This is a genomic window from Streptomyces sp. NPDC059850 (assembly GCF_042731515.1).
In the GTDB taxonomy this organism is placed as follows: Bacteria; Actinomycetota; Actinomycetes; order Streptomycetales; family Streptomycetaceae; genus Streptomyces.
The window spans coordinates 14,880-31,321 of sequence record NZ_JBHWJI010000051.1; the positions used below are offsets into that span (position 1 = coordinate 14,880).

General features: G+C 70.0%; 16 protein-coding genes. 7 read left to right on the plus strand and 9 right to left on the minus strand.

Annotation, left to right across the window (positions count from 1 at the left end; genetic code table 11):
• Position 1: 1 nt before the first annotated feature.
• From ACFV9T_RS32245 to pknB, 5 genes are all read left to right on the plus strand, one after another.
• Positions 2 to 526: an FHA domain-containing protein gene (locus ACFV9T_RS32245; RefSeq protein ID WP_385446017.1), complete on the plus strand. Its 525-nt coding sequence runs from the start codon at positions 2 to 4 to the stop codon at positions 524 to 526.
• A 75-nt stretch (positions 527 to 601) separates the two neighbouring features.
• On the plus strand, positions 602 to 2,176 hold the full coding sequence (locus ACFV9T_RS32250) for a PP2C family protein-serine/threonine phosphatase (RefSeq protein ID WP_385446018.1): 1,575 nt from the start codon (positions 602 to 604) through the stop codon (positions 2,174 to 2,176).
• A 23-nt stretch (positions 2,177 to 2,199) separates the two neighbouring features.
• On the plus strand, positions 2,200 to 3,627 hold the full coding sequence (locus ACFV9T_RS32255; protein WP_385446020.1) for an FtsW/RodA/SpoVE family cell cycle protein: 1,428 nt from the start codon (positions 2,200 to 2,202) through the stop codon (positions 3,625 to 3,627).
• Entirely contained in the window at positions 3,624 to 5,096 is a 1,473-nt protein-coding gene (locus tag ACFV9T_RS32260) for a peptidoglycan D,D-transpeptidase FtsI family protein (RefSeq protein WP_385446021.1), read from the plus strand. Before ACFV9T_RS32255 ends, ACFV9T_RS32260 begins: the two co-directional genes overlap by 4 nt.
• Before the next feature lie 171 nt (positions 5,097 to 5,267).
• Complete coding sequence (pknB, locus tag ACFV9T_RS32265) at positions 5,268 to 7,256, plus strand: Stk1 family PASTA domain-containing Ser/Thr kinase (RefSeq protein ID WP_385446022.1); 1,989 nt, start codon at positions 5,268 to 5,270, stop codon at positions 7,254 to 7,256.
• Positions 7,257 to 7,370: 114 nt separating this feature from the next.
• Here pknB and ACFV9T_RS32270 read toward each other — a convergent pair whose 3' ends face one another.
• The 6 genes from ACFV9T_RS32270 to ACFV9T_RS32295 form a co-directional block, all read right to left on the minus strand.
• The gene (locus tag ACFV9T_RS32270) at positions 7,371 to 8,132 is read right to left on the minus strand and encodes a class E sortase (protein ID WP_385446023.1); all 762 of its coding nucleotides are present in this window, start codon (positions 8,130 to 8,132) and stop codon (positions 7,371 to 7,373) included.
• 33 nt (positions 8,133 to 8,165) lie between these two features.
• Positions 8,166 to 9,467: a class E sortase gene (locus tag ACFV9T_RS32275; protein WP_385446024.1), complete on the minus strand. Its 1,302-nt coding sequence runs from the start codon at positions 9,465 to 9,467 to the stop codon at positions 8,166 to 8,168.
• Positions 9,464 to 10,114 carry an aminodeoxychorismate/anthranilate synthase component II gene (locus tag ACFV9T_RS32280; RefSeq protein ID WP_063734566.1) on the minus strand — a complete coding sequence of 217 codons (651 nt, stop codon included), beginning with the start codon at positions 10,112 to 10,114 and terminating at the stop codon, positions 9,464 to 9,466. Before ACFV9T_RS32280 ends, ACFV9T_RS32275 begins: the two co-directional genes overlap by 4 nt.
• Positions 10,111 to 10,287, minus strand: coding sequence for a hypothetical protein (locus ACFV9T_RS32285; RefSeq protein ID WP_385446025.1), 177 nt, complete (start codon positions 10,285 to 10,287; stop codon positions 10,111 to 10,113). The genes ACFV9T_RS32280 and ACFV9T_RS32285 overlap by 4 nt, the downstream gene beginning before the upstream one ends.
• 84 nt (positions 10,288 to 10,371) lie before the next feature.
• Complete coding sequence (locus tag ACFV9T_RS32290) at positions 10,372 to 11,064, minus strand: class E sortase (protein WP_385446027.1); 693 nt, start codon at positions 11,062 to 11,064, stop codon at positions 10,372 to 10,374.
• Positions 11,065 to 11,103: 39 nt separating this feature from the next.
• A complete protein-coding gene (locus tag ACFV9T_RS32295; RefSeq protein WP_385446028.1) occupies positions 11,104 to 11,874 on the minus strand; it encodes a DUF881 domain-containing protein in 771 nt (256 codons plus the stop codon).
• A gap of 146 nt (positions 11,875 to 12,020) precedes the next feature.
• On the opposite strand from ACFV9T_RS32295, the gene crgA reads away from it, so the two are divergent.
• On the plus strand, positions 12,021 to 12,278 hold the full coding sequence (gene crgA, locus ACFV9T_RS32300; RefSeq protein ID WP_385446029.1) for a cell division protein CrgA: 258 nt from the start codon (positions 12,021 to 12,023) through the stop codon (positions 12,276 to 12,278).
• A 280-nt stretch (positions 12,279 to 12,558) separates the two neighbouring features.
• Here crgA and ACFV9T_RS32305 read toward each other — a convergent pair whose 3' ends face one another.
• Positions 12,559 to 13,437 carry a rhomboid family intramembrane serine protease gene (locus tag ACFV9T_RS32305; RefSeq protein WP_385446030.1) on the minus strand — a complete coding sequence of 293 codons (879 nt, stop codon included), beginning with the start codon at positions 13,435 to 13,437 and terminating at the stop codon, positions 12,559 to 12,561.
• A 94-nt stretch (positions 13,438 to 13,531) separates the two neighbouring features.
• Entirely contained in the window at positions 13,532 to 14,065 is a 534-nt protein-coding gene (locus tag ACFV9T_RS32310) for a peptidylprolyl isomerase (RefSeq protein ID WP_385446032.1), read from the minus strand.
• Between the two features lie 283 nt (positions 14,066 to 14,348).
• On the opposite strand from ACFV9T_RS32310, the gene ACFV9T_RS32315 reads away from it, so the two are divergent.
• Positions 14,349 to 15,074, plus strand: coding sequence for a DUF5324 family protein (locus ACFV9T_RS32315; protein ID WP_385446033.1), 726 nt, complete (start codon positions 14,349 to 14,351; stop codon positions 15,072 to 15,074).
• A 113-nt stretch (positions 15,075 to 15,187) separates the two neighbouring features.
• Here the strand turns inward: ACFV9T_RS32315 and ACFV9T_RS32320 are convergent, their stop codons facing one another.
• Positions 15,188 to 16,351 (minus strand): response regulator, encoded by a 1,164-nt coding sequence (locus tag ACFV9T_RS32320; protein WP_385446034.1) that lies wholly within the window; start codon positions 16,349 to 16,351, stop codon positions 15,188 to 15,190.
• Between the last annotated feature and the right edge of the window lie 91 nt (positions 16,352 to 16,442).

A 16,442-nucleotide genomic window follows, 5' to 3' on the forward strand; every position in this document is an offset into this window, starting at 1 on the left:
AATGTCAGAGCTGACCCTCACGGTCATGCGGTTGGGTTTCCTCGCCGTACTGTGGCTGTTCGTCATCGTGGCCGTTCAGGTCATCCGTAGCGACCTGTTCGGGACCCGCGTGACGCAGCGCGGTTCGGCGCGCCGTAGCGCCCCCGACCGACCGCAGCAGCAACAGCGGCAGCAACAGCAGACCGCACCGCCCCAGCAGCGCCAGCAGCCCTCGGGCCGCGGTCGCCGTGGGGCCCCCACCAAGCTGGTGGTCTCCGAAGGCACCCTGACCGGCACCACGGTCGCGCTCCAGGGTCAGACCATCACTCTCGGTCGTGCGCACGATTCAACAATCGTGCTGGACGACGACTACGCCTCCAGCCGGCATGCCAGGATCTACCCGGACCGTGACGGCCAGTGGATCGTCGAGGATCTCGGCTCCACCAATGGCACCTATCTCGACCGGAACCGGCTCACCACACCGACACCGATTCAGCTGGGTGCACCGATCCGCATCGGCAAGACCGTCATCGAGCTGCGGAAGTAGTAGGACCATGACGACCGGAGGGTGGGCAGCGTGGTTGGCAAGGGGCTGTACCCGGAGCCGACGGGCGAGGTGCGCATGAGTCTGTCACTGCGTTTCGCCGCCGGGTCCCACAAGGGCATGATCCGGGAGGGCAACGAGGACTCCGGCTATGCCGGCCCCCGGCTGCTCGCCATCGCCGACGGCATGGGTGGCCAGGCCGCCGGCGAGGTCGCCAGCTCCGAGGTGATCTCCACCCTGGTCCAGCTCGACGACGACGTCCCCGGCTCGGACATCCTGACCTCCCTGGGCAGCGCCGTGCAGCGGGCCAACGACCAGCTGCGGGTCATGGTCGAGGAGGACCCCCAGCTGGAGGGCATGGGCACCACGCTCACCGCCCTGCTGTGGACCGGTCAGCGGCTCGGCCTCGTGCACGTGGGCGACTCGCGCGCGTATCTGCTGCGCGACGGCGTGCTCACCCAGATCACCCAGGACCACACCTGGGTGCAGCGGCTCGTCGACGAGGGCCGCATCACCGAGGAGGAGGCGGGCACCCACCCGCAGCGCTCCCTGCTGATGCGCGCGCTCGGCAGCGGCGACCACGTCGAGCCCGACCTGTCCATTCGTGAGGTCCGGGCCGGCGACCGCTACCTCATCTGCTCCGACGGCCTGTCCGGCGTCGTGAGCCACCAGACCCTCGAGGACACCCTCGCCAGCTACCAGGGACCGCACGAGACGATCCAGGAGCTGATCCAGCTCGCGCTGCGCGGCGGCGGCCCCGACAACATCACCTGCATCGTCGCCGACGTCCTCGACGTGGACGGCGGCGACACCCTGGCGGGCCAGCTCAACGACACCCCGGTGATCGTGGGCGCGGTGGCCGAGAACCAGGTCCCCCTCGGGGACGGCGGCGCCGGCAACACCCCGGCGAGCCGCGCCGCCGAGCTGGGGCGCAACCGTCCCGTACCGCAGCAGGGCGACGCACCGGGCGGCTTCGGTCCGCCCGGCAGCGGCGACCCGGGCCTCGGCGGACCGCCCGAGGGCAGTTACGGGGCCTACGCGGAGGGCGACTACACCAAGAAGAGCGGCCGCAAGACCTGGGTCAAGCGGTCGCTGTTCATCGCGCTGGGCCTCGCCGTGCTCGGCGGCGGCCTCTACAGCGGCTATCAGTGGACGCAGACGCAGTACTACGTGGGCTCCAACGGGGACCACGTGGCGATCTACCGGGGCATCAGTCAGGACCTCGCGTGGATCAAGCTCAACAAGGTCCATGAGGATCACCGCGAGATCGAACTCAAGTACCTCCCGACCGATCAGCGCAGCCGCGTGGAGGACACCATCGCGGTCAGCGGGCTCGGCCAGGCCGAGGACAAGACGAAGGATCTCGCCACTCTCGCCAGCGCCTGCAGAAAGGCTGACGCACAGCGCAAGGCCGAGGAGAGCCAGAAGGACCTCACCGGCGGCAAGGGGCAGGCCGGCGGCGGATCCGGAGGCAAGACAGGTAGCAGCGGCAGCACGCCGCAGAGTCAGAGCGCGACGACGGGGTTGCGCGCCGCCAAGGCCACACCGACGCCGAAGAACACGGCGTCGTCCTCTCCCACTCCGAAGCCGGGTCCCACCCTGTCGGAGCAGGAGAAGGAGTTGGTCCCGCAGTGCAGCAGCACCCAGCCGTGAAGCCGTGAGAGGGCCGCCCACCCATGAGCAGTAGTACGACCAACACGACCACGATCAGTACGGCCGGTCCACCGAGCCGCCGCAACACCGAGCTGGCCATGCTGGCGTTCGCGGTGATCATCCCGGTCTTCGCGTACGCCAACGCGGGCCTGGCGCTCAGCGACGAGCTGCCCTCGGGCATGCTCAGCTACGGCATCGGGCTCGGCCTGCTCGCGGGCATCGGCCACATCGTGGTGCGCAAGTTCACCCCGTACGCCGATCCGCTGCTGCTGCCGATCGCCACGCTCCTCAACGGCCTCGGCCTCGTGATCATCTGGCGGCTGGACCAGTCGAGGCGGCTGGCCCAGCGGGCGGAGGACATCGGTCAGACCTTCGCCCCCTCCGCGCCCAACCAGCTGATGTACTCGGCGATGGGCGTGGCCCTGTTCGTGGCCGTCCTGATCCTCCTCAAGGATCACCGGATTCTGCAGCGGTACACCTACATCTCCATGATCGGCGCGCTGATCCTGCTGATCCTGCCGATGTTCTTCCCGGCCCGGTTCGGCGCACGCATCTGGATCACCGTCGGCTCCTTCTCCATCCAGCCCGGCGAGTTCGCCAAGATCATCATCGCGGTCTTCTTCTCCGGCTACCTCATGGTGAAGCGGGACGCGCTCGCGCTGGCCAGCCGCCGCTTCATGGGGCTGTACCTGCCGCGTGGCCGTGACCTCGGTCCGATCCTGATCGTCTGGGCCATGAGCATCCTGATCCTGGTCTTCGAGACGGACCTCGGAAGCTCGCTGCTGTTCTTCGGCCTGTTCGTCGTCATGCTGTACGTGGCGACCGAGCGCACCAGCTGGATCGTCTTCGGTCTGCTGATGTCCGCGGTCGGCGCGGTCGGCGTCGCCTCGTTCGAGTCGCACGTGAAGGTCCGTGTGATGGCGTGGCTGCACCCGTTCGCCGTCTACGACACCCCCCGGCCCAGCTGGGCCACCACCGACCAGATCGCCCTCTCCCTGATGGCCTTCGGCTCCGGCGGCGTCTCCGGCACCGGCTGGGGCCAGGGCGCCTCCGACCTGATCGGCTTCGCGGCCAACTCCGACTTCATCCTCGCCACCGTCGGCGAGGAGCTGGGGCTGGCCGGCACCATGGCGTTCCTCCTGCTCTACGGCCTGATCGTGGAGCGCGGCATGCGCACCGCCCTGGCCGCCCGGGACCCGTTCGGCAAGCTGCTGGCGGCGGGCCTGTCCGCCGCGTTCGGCATCCAGGTCTTCGTCGTCGCCGGCGGTGTGATGGGCCTCATCCCGCTGACCGGTATGACGATGCCGTTCGTGGCGTACGGCGGTTCGTCGGTGCTCGCGAACTGGGCACTGGTCGCGCTTCTCATCAAGATCAGCGATACCGCCCGGCGGCCCGCTCCCGCGCCCGCCCCCTCCACTGACGCCGAGATGACTCAGGTGGTCCGCCCGTGAACAAGCCTCTGCGCCGAATCGCGATCTTCTGCGGCCTCCTCGTCCTCGCCCTGCTGGTGCGGGACAACTGGATCCAGTACGTCCAGGCGGACGGCCTCAAGACCCATGAGCAGAACCGTCGTGTGGCGATCGAGCAGTACAGCCAGCCGCGCGGCAACATCATCGTCGACGGCCGCCCGATCACCGGGTCCGTGGAGACCGACGGGGTCGACTTCAAGTACAAGCGCACGTACAAGAACGGCCCGATGTGGGCGCCGGTCACCGGATACGCCTCCCAGGCGTTCGGCGCGACCCAGATCGAGAGCATCGAGGACGGCATCCTCACCGGCAACGACGACCGGATGTTCTTCAACCGTACGGTCGACATGTTCACCGGCAAGAAGCCGAAGGGCGGTGACGTCATCACCACCCTGAACTCCAAGGCCCAGGAAGCCGCTTACAAGGGCCTCGGCAAGAACAAGGGCGCCGTCGCCGCGCTCGACCCCCGCACCGGCAAGGTCCTCGCCCTCGTCTCCACCCCGAGCTACGACCCGTCGAAGTTCGCGGGCAGCTCGACGAAGGACGCGGACGCCTGGAAGGCGATGCAGGGTGAGACCGACGAGGGCAACCCGACGCTGAACCGGGCGCTGCGGCAGACGTACCCGCCCGGCTCCACGTTCAAGGTCGTCACCGCCGCGGCCGCGCTGGAGGACGGCAAGTACACCGACATCGACGGGCCGACCAACTCGCCCCTGCCGTGGAAGCTGCCGCTGTCCACCCAGCCCCTGCGCAACGAGGGCAACATCCCCTGCAAGAACGCCACCATGCGGCAGGCCCTGCGCTACTCCTGCAACACCGTCTTCGGCAAGCTCGGTGACGACCTGGGCAAGGACAAGATGCTGGAGCAGGCGAAGAAGTTCGGCTTCAACGACGAGGTCTTCATGCCCGTCCGCGCCTCCGAGAGCGTCTACCCCGAGAAGATGGACCGGCCGGGCAACGCCCTGTCCTCCATCGGCCAGTTCGACACCCGCGCCACCCCGCTGCAGATGGCCATGGTCGCCTCCGGGATCGCCAACGACGGCAAGCTGATGAAGCCGTACATGATCGACTCGCTGCGCGCCCCCAACCTGACCACGATCGACCAGACCAGCCCGGAGGAGATGAGCCAGCCGCTCAGCTCGGAAAACGCGGGCAAGCTCCAGGACATGATGGAGACCGTGGTCAAGGAGGGCACCGGCACCAACGCCCAGATCCCGGGCGCCACGGTCGGCGGCAAGACCGGTACCGCGCAGCACGGCGTCGACAACAGCGAGAACCCGTACGCCTGGTTCATCTCGTACGCCAAGACCGACGAGGGTTCCCCGGTCGCGGTCGCCGTCGTGGTGGAGAGTTCCGACACCCTCCGCGACGACATCGCGGGCGGCAAGCTGGCGGCACCGATCGCCAAGGATGTGATGAAGGCGGTACTGGACAGCGAGCGCGACAAGTGACGCCGGTCACGCCCTGATGCCAATCCCGCACGTCGTCGTACCGGTCCGGTATCAAGAATCGGCCGAGGCCGGGTCCCGTAAGACGTGCCGGGTACCGTATGCGCGAGCAGCACTTCGCCGGTCCCCCACACAGGGTGCGGCCGGGAATGACGGAAGAGGGCTGGAGTAGCTATGGAAGAGCCGCGTCGCCTCGGCGGCCGGTACGAGCTGGGCTCGGTGCTCGGCCGCGGTGGCATGGCCGAGGTCTACCTCGCGCACGACACCCGCCTCGGCCGCACTGTCGCCGTGAAGACGCTCCGGGTGGACCTCGCCCGCGATCCGTCCTTCCAGGCCCGGTTCCGCCGAGAGGCCCAGTCGGCAGCCTCGCTCAACCATCCCGCGATCGTCGCGGTCTACGACACCGGCGAGGACTACGTCGACGGTGTCTCGATCCCGTACATCGTGATGGAGTACGTCGACGGCTCGACTCTGCGTGAGCTTCTCCACTCCGGGAGAAAGCTGCTCCCCGAGCGCTCGATGGAGATGACGGTCGGGATCCTCCAGGCTCTGGAGTACTCGCACCGGAACAACATCGTCCACCGGGACATCAAGCCGGCGAACGTGATGCTCACGCGCAGCGGCCAGGTCAAGGTGATGGACTTCGGCATCGCCCGCGCCATGGGCGACGCCGGTATGACCATGACGCAGACGGCGGCCGTCATCGGCACCGCGCAGTACCTCTCCCCCGAGCAGGCCAAGGGCGAGACCGTCGACGCGCGCAGCGACCTCTACTCCAGCGGCTGTCTGCTGTACGAGCTGCTGACGGTGCGGCCGCCGTTCGTCGGGGACTCCCCGGTGGCCGTGGCCTACCAGCACGTTCGGGAAGAGCCGCAGCCGCCGAGCACGTACGACCCCGACATCACCCCGGAGATGGACGCGATCGTCCTGCGGGCCCTGGTCAAGGACCCCGACTACCGCTACCAGTCGGCCGACGAGATGCGCGCCGACATCGAGGCGGCGCTCGAGGGCCAGCCGGTCGCCGCGACCGCCGCGCTGGGCGCGGTCGGCTACGGCTCGGGCGACCAGCCCACGACGATGCTGCGGCCGCAGGACGCCGGTCCGGCGACCTCGATGCTGCCCCCGATGCGGGACGACGACGGCGGCTTCGGCTACGACGACCGGTCGGATCGGCGGCGCGGCGGCCCGGAGAAGAAGAGCAACCTCTCGACGATCCTGCTGGTGGTGGCCGGCGTCCTGGTGCTCGTCGGCGCGATCTTCATCGGCAAGGCGATCTTCAGTGGCGGTGGCAAGAACGACTCCATGGTCCCGGTGCCCTCGATGGTCGGGAAGACGTTCAAGGAGGCCAGCGCCCAGGGGGACAACGGCGACTTCAAGGTCGAGAAGGCCGGCACCGACTTCTGCGACCAGCCGAAGGACACGGTCTGCAGTCAGGAACCCCCGAACGGCAAGGTCGAGCGGGACGGCACGGTCCAGCTGACCATGTCGAAGGGCAAGAAGCCGGCCGAGAAGGTCGAGGTCCCCGACGTCCTCAACGTCCAGTTCGAGTCGGCTCAGGCGTCCCTCAAGGCCAAGGGCTTCACCGTCGACAAGACGACCGAGGAGTCCGACCAGACCGCGAACAAGGTGATCCGCCAGAGCGTGGACGCGGGCAAGAAGGTCGCCAAGGGCACCAAGATCACCCTGACCGTCGCCGCACCGCAGCAGCAGGTCCCCGTCCCCGACGTGACCACCAAGCCGCTCGCGGACGCCGAGACGGCCCTCAAGGCCCAGGGCTTCAAGGTCCAGTCGACGGAGCAGGACAGCGCCGACGCCCAGGCGGGCACGGTCATCAGCCAGGACCCGGCCGGTGGCGGAACGGCCGCGCCCGGTTCGGTCATCAACCTGACCGTCGCCAAGGCCCCGGATCAGCAGCAGCAGGTCCCGGTGCCCAACCTGGGCGGCCAGAAGCTCAAGGACGCCAAGAAGGCCCTCCAGGACCTCGGGCTCAACGTGGGCAACATCAACGGCCCGCAGGACGACAACGCGACCGTGGTCGCCAGCAACCCCGGCGCGGGCACCCAGGTGCCCAAGGGCCAGTCCGTGAACCTCGTGACGGTCCAGGGCAACGGAAACGGGAACGGCGACGATGACGACGGAGGCTTCTTCGGCGGCCTCGGCTAGCCCGCGTCGCGGACAGCACAGCGCGTCACAGCACGTATCGCACGGGGAAGCCCCCGGCGCCCATCGAGAGGGCGCCGGGGGCTTCCCCGTGGTGCGGACAGCTGTGGAGTGCGCTCAGCGCAGCTCCTCGGGGGGCGTACGGTCCGCGTCGACCTTCTCGGTACGCACCAGCTCGCCCCAGACGACGTAGCGGTACTGCGAGGTGAAGACCGGGGTACAGGTCGAGAGCGTGATGTAGCGGCCCGCCTTCTTCCTGCCCGACTCCTTCGGGACCGCGTTCAGCACGTCCACGTTGAACTTCGAGGTCTCGGGCAGCGTCTCGTAGACCTTGTAGACGTACCAGGTGTCCCGGGTCTCGAAGACCACCGGATCGCCGTCGTGGATCTTGTCGATGCCATGGAACTTGGCACCGTGCCCGTCCCGGTGGGCGGCCAGCGAGAAGTTGCCCTTCTTGTCCCACGGCATCGCGGACTTGACCGGCTCCGTGTAGTAACCGGCGACGCCGTTGTTGAGGATCTTGGCCGAGGTTCCCTTCTTCACCAGTACCTCGCCGTCGCCCATGGCCGGTACGTGCAGGAAGCCGATGCCGTCCCTGGTGTCGAGCCTGCCCGGCCCCCGGTCGGCCCAGTGCTTGCGCACCTGGTCGCCCTGCTTCTTCGCCTCCCGGTCGGCGAGGACGTTCGTCCACCACAGGGAGTAGGCCACGAAGAGGGCCAGGATCAGCCCCGCGGTGATCAGCAGCTCGCCCAGCACTCCGATGGCCGCCGCGATCCGGCCGCGGCCGGAGGAGCCGCGGGTCGGCTGGGCGGGCTGGGTGGGCTGGGTGGGCGGGGCGGGGTCCTGCCCCTGCCGCTGGTCGTCGTCGGTCCGTGCCACCGCGTCGTTCCCCTTTTCTGGATCTTCCCGGTCCTACTCGACCAGTGCGTCCGGCTTCCCCTCGCTGCGCGGCCGCTCGTCGACCATCTTGCCCCAGACGATCATCCGATAAGTGCTGGTGAACTCGGGGGTGCAGGTCGTCAGCGTGAGGTAGCGGCCCGGCTTGCTGAAGCCGGAGCCGGGCGGCACCGGGCCGATGACGCCCGTGTTGGAGGGGGACGTCTGCGGCAGGATGCTGGTCATGTCGTAGGTGTAGAACCGGCTCTGCGTCTCGACGACGATCTTGTCGCCGGGCTTGAGGCGGTTGATGTAGCGGAACGGCTCGCCATGGGTGTTGCGGTGCCCGGCGAGCGCGAAGTTGCCCTTCTTGTCCCACGGCATCGCGGTCTTGAGCTTGCCCTTGGCGTAGTGGCCGACCATGCCGCGGTCGAGGACCTTGTTCTTGTCGATCCCCTCGGCGATCGGGGCCTTCACATCCAGCTTCGGGATGTAGATGATCGCGAAGCCCTGGCCGGGGGAGAACACGCCCGGATCGCGGTCCGCGCCCTTCGTGTCCCACTGCTTCTGCAGATCGCCCGCCGCGCCGTTCGCCTGCTGGTGCGCCCGGATGTTGGTCCACCACAGCTGGTACGTCACGAAGAGCAGCATCACCACGCCGAGGGTGATGAACACCTCGCCCACCACCCGGCTCGCCAGCACCCCCGGGCTGTCCTTGCGGGCGCGGGCGGCGCGCTTGGCCTCCATACGGGTGCGGGGCCGCGCCGCCGCCCCAGCCGAGGCGCCTGTAGCCCCTGTGGCGGCCGTACCGCCCCGCGCCCGGGCACCGTGCCGTCCGCCGCGCTTCGCGGCCTCCTGAGCCGCTTTGCGGCGGGCCGCGCGGCCACCGGGGGACGGCGCCTCGTCCGCCCGGTTCTGCTCGACGGTCCGCAGCGGCATGGTCCGGTCGTGGGCGGGGGGTGCGGCGCGGGCGGCCACGGCCCGCAGTGCCATCGTCTCGTCGTCGTCCCCGGAAGCCGCCGGGGGAGCCGCCCCGGGAGCCGCCGGAGGGTCGGAAGCGACGGGGGCCAGGACGGCCGTCTCACCCGCGCTCACGGGCACGGCGGGACCTGTGGGGCCTGTGTGCCCGGCGGGACCTGTGGGGCCTGCCGCTGCCGACCGGGCGCGCCGTCGGCCGGTGGGCGCCGCGGCCGCCTCGTCGGGGCGCTCGTCCGTGACCGCGGGACGGGCGCGGCGGCGGCGCCCGGTGGGGTGCGGCTCGGGACCCGGTGCGGCGCCCGGGGCGGGCTCCGGGGCGCCCTGGGCCGCGCCCTCGGGCCCGGGGCGCGGTGCGGTCACTCGACGGCCTTGCCGCCGACCGCCCCGACCACCGGGGCGAGCCCCGTGGACCGCTCTATCGCGTCCGTGTCGCCGCACTCCACCAGCCAGTTGGCGAGCATGCGGTGGCCCCATTCGGTGAGCACCGACTCGGGGTGGAACTGGACGCCCTCGACCCGTAGTTCACGGTGGCGCAGCCCCATGGCGATGCCCGTCTCCGTCCATGCGGTGATCTCCAACGCGTCGGGGACGGTGCCCCGTTCGACCGCGAGGGAGTGGTAGCGGGTGGCGGTGAAGGGCGACGGCAGCCCGCTGAAGACGCCCGCGCCCTCGTGGGTCACCAGCGACGTCTTGCCGTGCAGCAGCTCCGGGGCGCGGCCGACGACGCCGCCGTAGGCGACGGCCATGGACTGCATCCCCAGGCAGACGCCGAACACCGGCACGCCGGTGTCCGCGCAGTGCCGCACCATGTCGACGCAGACGCCCGCCTTCTCGGGGGTGCCGGGGCCGGGGGAGAGCAGCACGCCGTCGAAGCCGTCCTGGGCGTGCGCGAGGGAGACCTCGTCGTTGCGCACCACCTCGCACTCGGCGCCGAGCTGGTAGAGGTACTGGACGAGGTTGAAGACGAAGCTGTCGTAGTTGTCGACGACCAGGACGCGCGCGCTCATCGGGGACCCGCCATTCCCTGGTCGACGGTCACGTCGTTGAACGGCAGCAGCGGCTCCGCCCACGGGAAGACGTACTGGAAGAGCACGAACACGATCGCCAGCACGAGTACGAGCGAAATCGCCGCCCGCGTCCATGCGTTACCCGGCAGATGCCGCCAGATCCAGCCGTACATGCCGTCCCTACTCACCGATGACGAAGTCGATTGCAGCACCGGAGTGCAGGACCAGAGTAAAGGTCCGGGGGTGGGGCCGGTGGGTCAGCCGGACAAAGCCTCGGGCTTGCCTTGGGCAACGGTTTGGGTGGCGTCGAGGTGCGCCCAGGCGATCAGCCGGTGGCTGTGCCCCCACTCCGGCTCACAGGTCGTGAGCGTCAGATAGCGCCCGGGGCCGCGGAAGCCGGAGGCGCGCGGGACCGGGTCGAGCACTCCGACGTCGGTCGGCAGGGTGCGGTAGGGGCGTCCGGCGATGCGGTACGTGTACCAGGTGGCGCCGTCGGACAGTACGACCGCGTCGCCGGGGCGCAGCCGGGGGAAGTCCTTGAAGGGGTCGCCGTAGGTGCGGCGGTGCCCGGCGACCGCGAAGTTTCCCGTGGCGCCGAGGCGGGCGGTGCCCGCGTAGTGCCCGAGCCCTTTGCGCAGGGTGGCGGCTTCGGTGCCCTGGAGGACGGGCTTGGCCCAGTCGGCGCCGAAGCGCGGGATGTACATGATCGCGAAGGATCCGCCGCTCTCGTAGCGGCGCGGCCGTGGCGCGGGCCGGTCGGCACCGGCCGCGGCGACCGGACCGGCGGCCCAGCGGTCCTGGAGGTGGTCGATCTCGCCGTCCATGGCCTGGTCGGCGCGGACGGAGGTCCAGTAGAGGAGATAGACGACGAAGAGGAGGATCAGGGTGCCCGCGGTGACGCACAGCTCGCTGAGCGTCCTGATGACCAGCCGGATCCTCTTCGGCCCCATCGGCCTCTTCGGCCCCATCGGCCCCCCATCGGCGCGCGGCTACGGGACGGGCTGTGCCTGGTGCAGATCCACTGTGCCGGAGTAGCCGGGAAGAGTCACCGTGTCGTGCTGGTCGACTTTCCAGCCGAGGCCGTACGCCTCGACGTAGGAGCGGTAGTTCTGGATGGCGGGGGAGGCGGTGAGCGCGGTGTTCAGCCGGTCCCGGTCACCCACGGCGGTGATCTTGTAGGGCGGGGAGTAGACCCGGCCCTGGAGGATCAGGGTGTTGCCGACGCAGCGCACGGCGCTGGTGGAGATCAGCCGCTGGTCCATCACCTTGATCCCCTTGGCGCCGCCCTGCCACAGCGCGTTGACCACGGCCTGCAGGTCCTGCTGGTGGATGACGAGGTCATTGGGCTGCGGGTCGGGCACGCCGGGGATCTGGGGGGTGGCGTTCGGCGGGGCGTCGGTGAGGGTGACGGTGAGCCCGGAGCCGCTCAGCCCCCGGGTTCCCGCGGTCTTCTCCAGGTTCTCCAGCTTGCGCTGCTCGGCCTTGCTGCTGCCGTTGTCGCGGCGGGCGAGGGCGTCGACGTCGGAGCGCATCTTGGCGGCGCTCTCGTCGAGGGTGCCGTTCTTGCGGCTGCGCTCCTGGATGAGATCGGACAGCCGCAGCATCGATTCATCGCTGCGGATGTCGGTGCCCTGGGCCGTGTTGAAGCTGGTCCAGAAGATGATCCCGGCCAGCGCGAAGACGGCTCCGGTCAGCAGCCGGACGGGCCGGAAAGCGGGGCGGCGGGACGCCGGGGTGGGGGAGTCAGCGGAATTGCTCAACGTACCCTTACTCCTTACGACGCCGCGGAAGGACTACGCTAACTGACGTGTCGGGGAGGGCAGTGGTCCCCTTCACCGTCCCGCCCCGGCGCCGTCCGTACACAGCCCCCGCGCGGTCACGCAGCGCATCGACAGGAGAGTTCCTCGTGCCGAAGTCACGGATCCGCAAGAAGGACGATTTCACGCCGCCGCCGGCCAAGCAGGCGACCAGCATCAGCCTGAGCAGCGGCCGCCGCTGGGTGGCGCCGCTGATGCTGGCGATGTTCCTGATCGGCCTCGCCTGGATCGTCCTCTTCTACGTGACGACAGGGGACATGCCGGTCAAGTCCCTGGGCAACTGGAACATCGTCGTCGGCTTCGGCTTCATCGCCGCGGGGTTCGTCGTCTCCACCCAGTGGAAGTAGAACCGCTCCGCAGAGCCTGTCCACAGGGTTATCCACAGGCGGGGAAAACTCAGAAGATCTGTGGATAACCTCTGTCGGATTGACGCCGGTGTGACCGGCAGAACGGTCGCGTTCGATCGCTCACACCGGCGTCTTCCTGCGAAAACGCAGGTCAGCGGGGAAACGCACAGATGTTCTCCACAGGCTGCGCAAGATCGACCACGTGCTGTGGACAACTGACCGAGCCCACCCCCGTTCGAGACCCCGCCCGGGGCGGGCCCGGGCCCGCCCCGCGCCGCGGTCAGCCGGTGAGCTGGAGCGTACGGACCCAGACCGTCGCGACGATCGCGAGCAGCATCACGGCGCAGGCGCCCCGCTGCACCAGGGCGCGCCGCTCCCGTGGGGCGTGCACCATCGCGTACGCCACCAGCGTGCCGACCACCAGGCCGCCCACATGCGCCTGCCAGGCGATGCCGGACCAGCCGAAGGTGAAGATGAGGTTCAGCACGAGCAGCGCGATGACGGGGCGCATGTCGTAGTTGAGCCGTCGCATCAGGACGGCGGTGGCGCCCAGCAGGCCGAAGACCGCGCCGGAGGCGCCCAGCGAGGGCTGGTTCTGCGCGGCGAGCAGATACGACAGCGCGCTGCCGCCGAGCCCGGACAGCAGGTAGAGCGTGAGGTAGCGGGCGCGGCCGAGCGCGGCCTCCAGCGGGGCGCCGATCCACCACAGGGACAGCATGTTGAACGCGATGTGCATGGGCTGCTGGTGCAGGAAGACCGCGGTCAGCAGCCGGTACCACTGTCCCTCGGCGACGCCCACTATGTCGGCGGTGCCCGGATTGAAGGCCCGGCCGACCAGGTCGAAGTCGTCCACCAGCCGGTCGCCGGTCCCCAGCACCGCCAGCCAGACGGCGACGTTGAGGCCGATCAGGATCTTGGTGACCAGGCGCGGATCGGCGGTGTACGCGCCGCCGGCTATGGTGCGCGGCTCGGCCGCGCGCCGCGGCGGCCCCGGGGGCTCGCCGGGGGCGGACGCACCGCCGCGCACGCACTCCGGGCAGTGGAACCCGACCGAGGCGCTGATCATGCACTCCGGACAGATCGGGCGCTCACAGCGGGTACAGCTGATGCCGGTCTCCCGCTGCGGGTGCCGGTAACAGCAGACCGCCTGGTCCTCCATGGTGTCCCTTCGCCCCCTGTCCGCGGACTCGCGCGCGTTCTCCCGCCCCGCTTGTACACACGGACAAGCGGGGCGCGGAGTTCCCGTGCGGGGTTCAGCCCTCCCGGGTCTCCACGACGACGGACTCGATCACGACGTCCTGGAGCGGGCGGTCGGTGCGCGGGTTGGTCGCGGCACCCCCGATGGTGTCGACGACCTTCTTGCTGGCCTCGTCGACGACCTCGCCGAAGATGCTGTGCTTGCCGGTCAGCCAGGTGGTCGGGGCGAGCGTGATGAAGAACTGCGAGCCGTTGGTGCCCGGGCCGGCGTTGGCCATGGCCAGCAGGTACGGCTTGTTGAACGACAGGTCCGGGTGGAACTCGTCACCGAACTCGTATCCGGGGCCGCCGGTGCCGTTGCCCAGCGGGTCACCGCCCTGGATCATGAAACCGCTGATCACGCGGTGGAAGACGGTGCCGTCGTAGAGCTTCTCCGCGGCCTTCTTGCCGGTGGCCGGGTGGGTCCACTCGCGCGTGCCCTCCGCGAGCTCCACGAAGTTCTTCACGGTCTTGGGGGCGTGGTTCGGCAGCAGCCGGACCACGATGTCGCCGTTGTTGGTCTTGAGGGTGGCGTACAGCTGCTCGGCCACGGTCTACCTTCCATCGTTTTCGCTTCCTTGCCCTGATCCTCGCACGGACCCGAGCGCGACGAGTAGCCGCCGAGGACGCACGCGGCGCGCCATTCCGCGTGTTTTCCGGGAGAATATTCCCTATGACCCGGATGCCGGTTCACGCATGCCGCGTGGGCTGCGAACGGGCATGATCTCCACAAACAGGCATGATCTTTCTTCGGATGGAAACACGAAACTGCGCACATGCAGCTCAGCACTCTGCACCCCGGAGCATCACCACGCCACCGAGGAGGAGGATCCCGTGACCCGCATTGACAGCGTGCGAGCCGCGACCGGCACCGCGAAGGACAGCGTCCTGCACGCCGCGGAGGCGGTGGCGCCGTACGCCGGCACGGCCAAGGACACCGCCACGCATTACGCGCACGAGGCCCGCGTACGGCTGGCACCGAAGGTCTCCCAGGCCGCGCACCAGGCCCGCTGCGCGGCCGGGGGCCAGTACCACGCGCATGTCGCACCCCGGCTCAACCAGGCCCGCGGCACCCTGCCGCCCAAGGTGGACGCGGCCGCCGTCCGCGCCGCCAAGCGCACCCGCAAGGCCGCGCGGCAGGCCGCCGACTACACCGGGCCGCGCGTCGAGCACGCGGTGGCCGGAGCGCGCGCGGCCGCCGGCCCGGCGCGCGAGGAGGCCGTCACGCGGGCGGGCGCCGCCGTCGCGGCGCTGCGCACCCATGTGACGGCGGCCGACATCGAGAAGCTCGCCCGCAAGCGCCGCCGCCGGGCCAGCATGGGCCGCGCCGCCAAGCGGGCCACCTTCATCGGCCTGGTGGGCGCCGGTGTCTACGCCGCCTGGAAGTGGTGGGACCGGCAGGCCAACCCCGACTGGCTGGTCGAGCCCCCGGCGGCGACCGAGGTGGGCGACCGCGAGCGGCTGGCCGCGGTGGACGGCAGCGACCAGAGCACCCTCGACCCCGAGGTGCAGGCCAAGCAGGCCGAGGCCGAGGCCGGGAAGGACGACGACCAGCGCTGACGCTCTCGCCGTCGCACCCTCGTCGCACCCGGCGGAGGGGCGGAGGACCGCGGAATTCCGGCCGCGGGATCCCCTCCGCCCCTCGGCCCGTTCCGATGGCTCCCCGGCCTCGGCTACCCCTTGGCTTCCTTCGCCTCCTTGGCCTCCCGTTCGCTGTAGCGGCGCCGCTCCAGGAAGTACTCGGTGAAGACGGAGACCTTGGCCCGCAGCGCCCAGGGGTCGATCGGCTTGGCCATGTAGTCCACCGCCCCCGCCGCGTAGCCACGCGAGGTGTGCTCCGGATCGGCGCCCATCGCCGTGAGGAAGATGATCGGCACGTCCCGGTTGCGCGGGCGCCGCTTGATGTGGGCGGCCGTCTCGTAGCCATCCATCTCGGGCATCTGCACATCGAGCAGGATCACCGCGAAGTCGTCGTAGTCCAGCAGCGCCTTCAGCGCCTCCTGCCCGGAGGTCGCGGTCACCAGCTCCTGGTCGAGGGTGGCCAGCACCGCCTCCATGGCCAGCAGGTTGTTGGGCTGGTCGTCGACCACCAGGATCTTGGGCCGCGGCCCCGCGCACGGCTCGGGCACCACCGGCGCCGCGGGAACGCCGGGCTCCTCGTCCTGCTGCGGGACCGCCGCCATCCGCTGTGACTCCACCATGGCCAGCTGCCGCTCCAGCATCTGGCAGCGGTCCTCCGCCAGCCGCCCCAGCTGCCGCACCTCCTCCAGCTCCTCGGTGAGCCGGTGCACCTCCTGCCGCAGCCGGTCCCGCTCCTTGATCAGTTCTTGGTGATCCGGGAAGTTCCGCTCCAGGGCGTCCGCGCGGGCCCGCTCCGCCACCCACGCCGCCTCGGTCTGGCTCAGCCGCACCTCGAGGTCCGCGATCCGGTGCCGACGGTCGAGCAGCGCCTCACCCAGCGCGTCCTCGTGCACGCTGGAACGCCGCGCCTCCCGGTCCGCGTCGGCCAGCTGGATCTGCAGGATCTCCAGGGCGTGCCCCGGGGACCCACCGGTGCGCACCGCGGACCGGTGCAGCTCCCGCACCACGTCGATGGCGGCCGGAGTGGGCGCGGAGCCCCGGCACTCCGCGAGATCCGCCAGCAGGTCGAGCACGAACTCCCAGGGCGGGACTCTCGTCCCGCTGAGATAGCGCGAGATCGTACTGGGGTCCCGGAACCTGCGTGCGGCGTACCGGCGCACCGAGACCCCCAGCCCGTCGAAGAGCTTCCGCAGCTCCACGGCGAACGCCCGGCACTCCTCGGGCAGGTTCTCCCCCAGCGGATGCAGCTCACCCATTGCGTCCCCTTGTGCGGCGACTCACGCCGATCAGACGATTCCCGGGCGGCTTGCCCGAGTTGTGAAACAGCGTGAGGCATCAGGGGGGTGT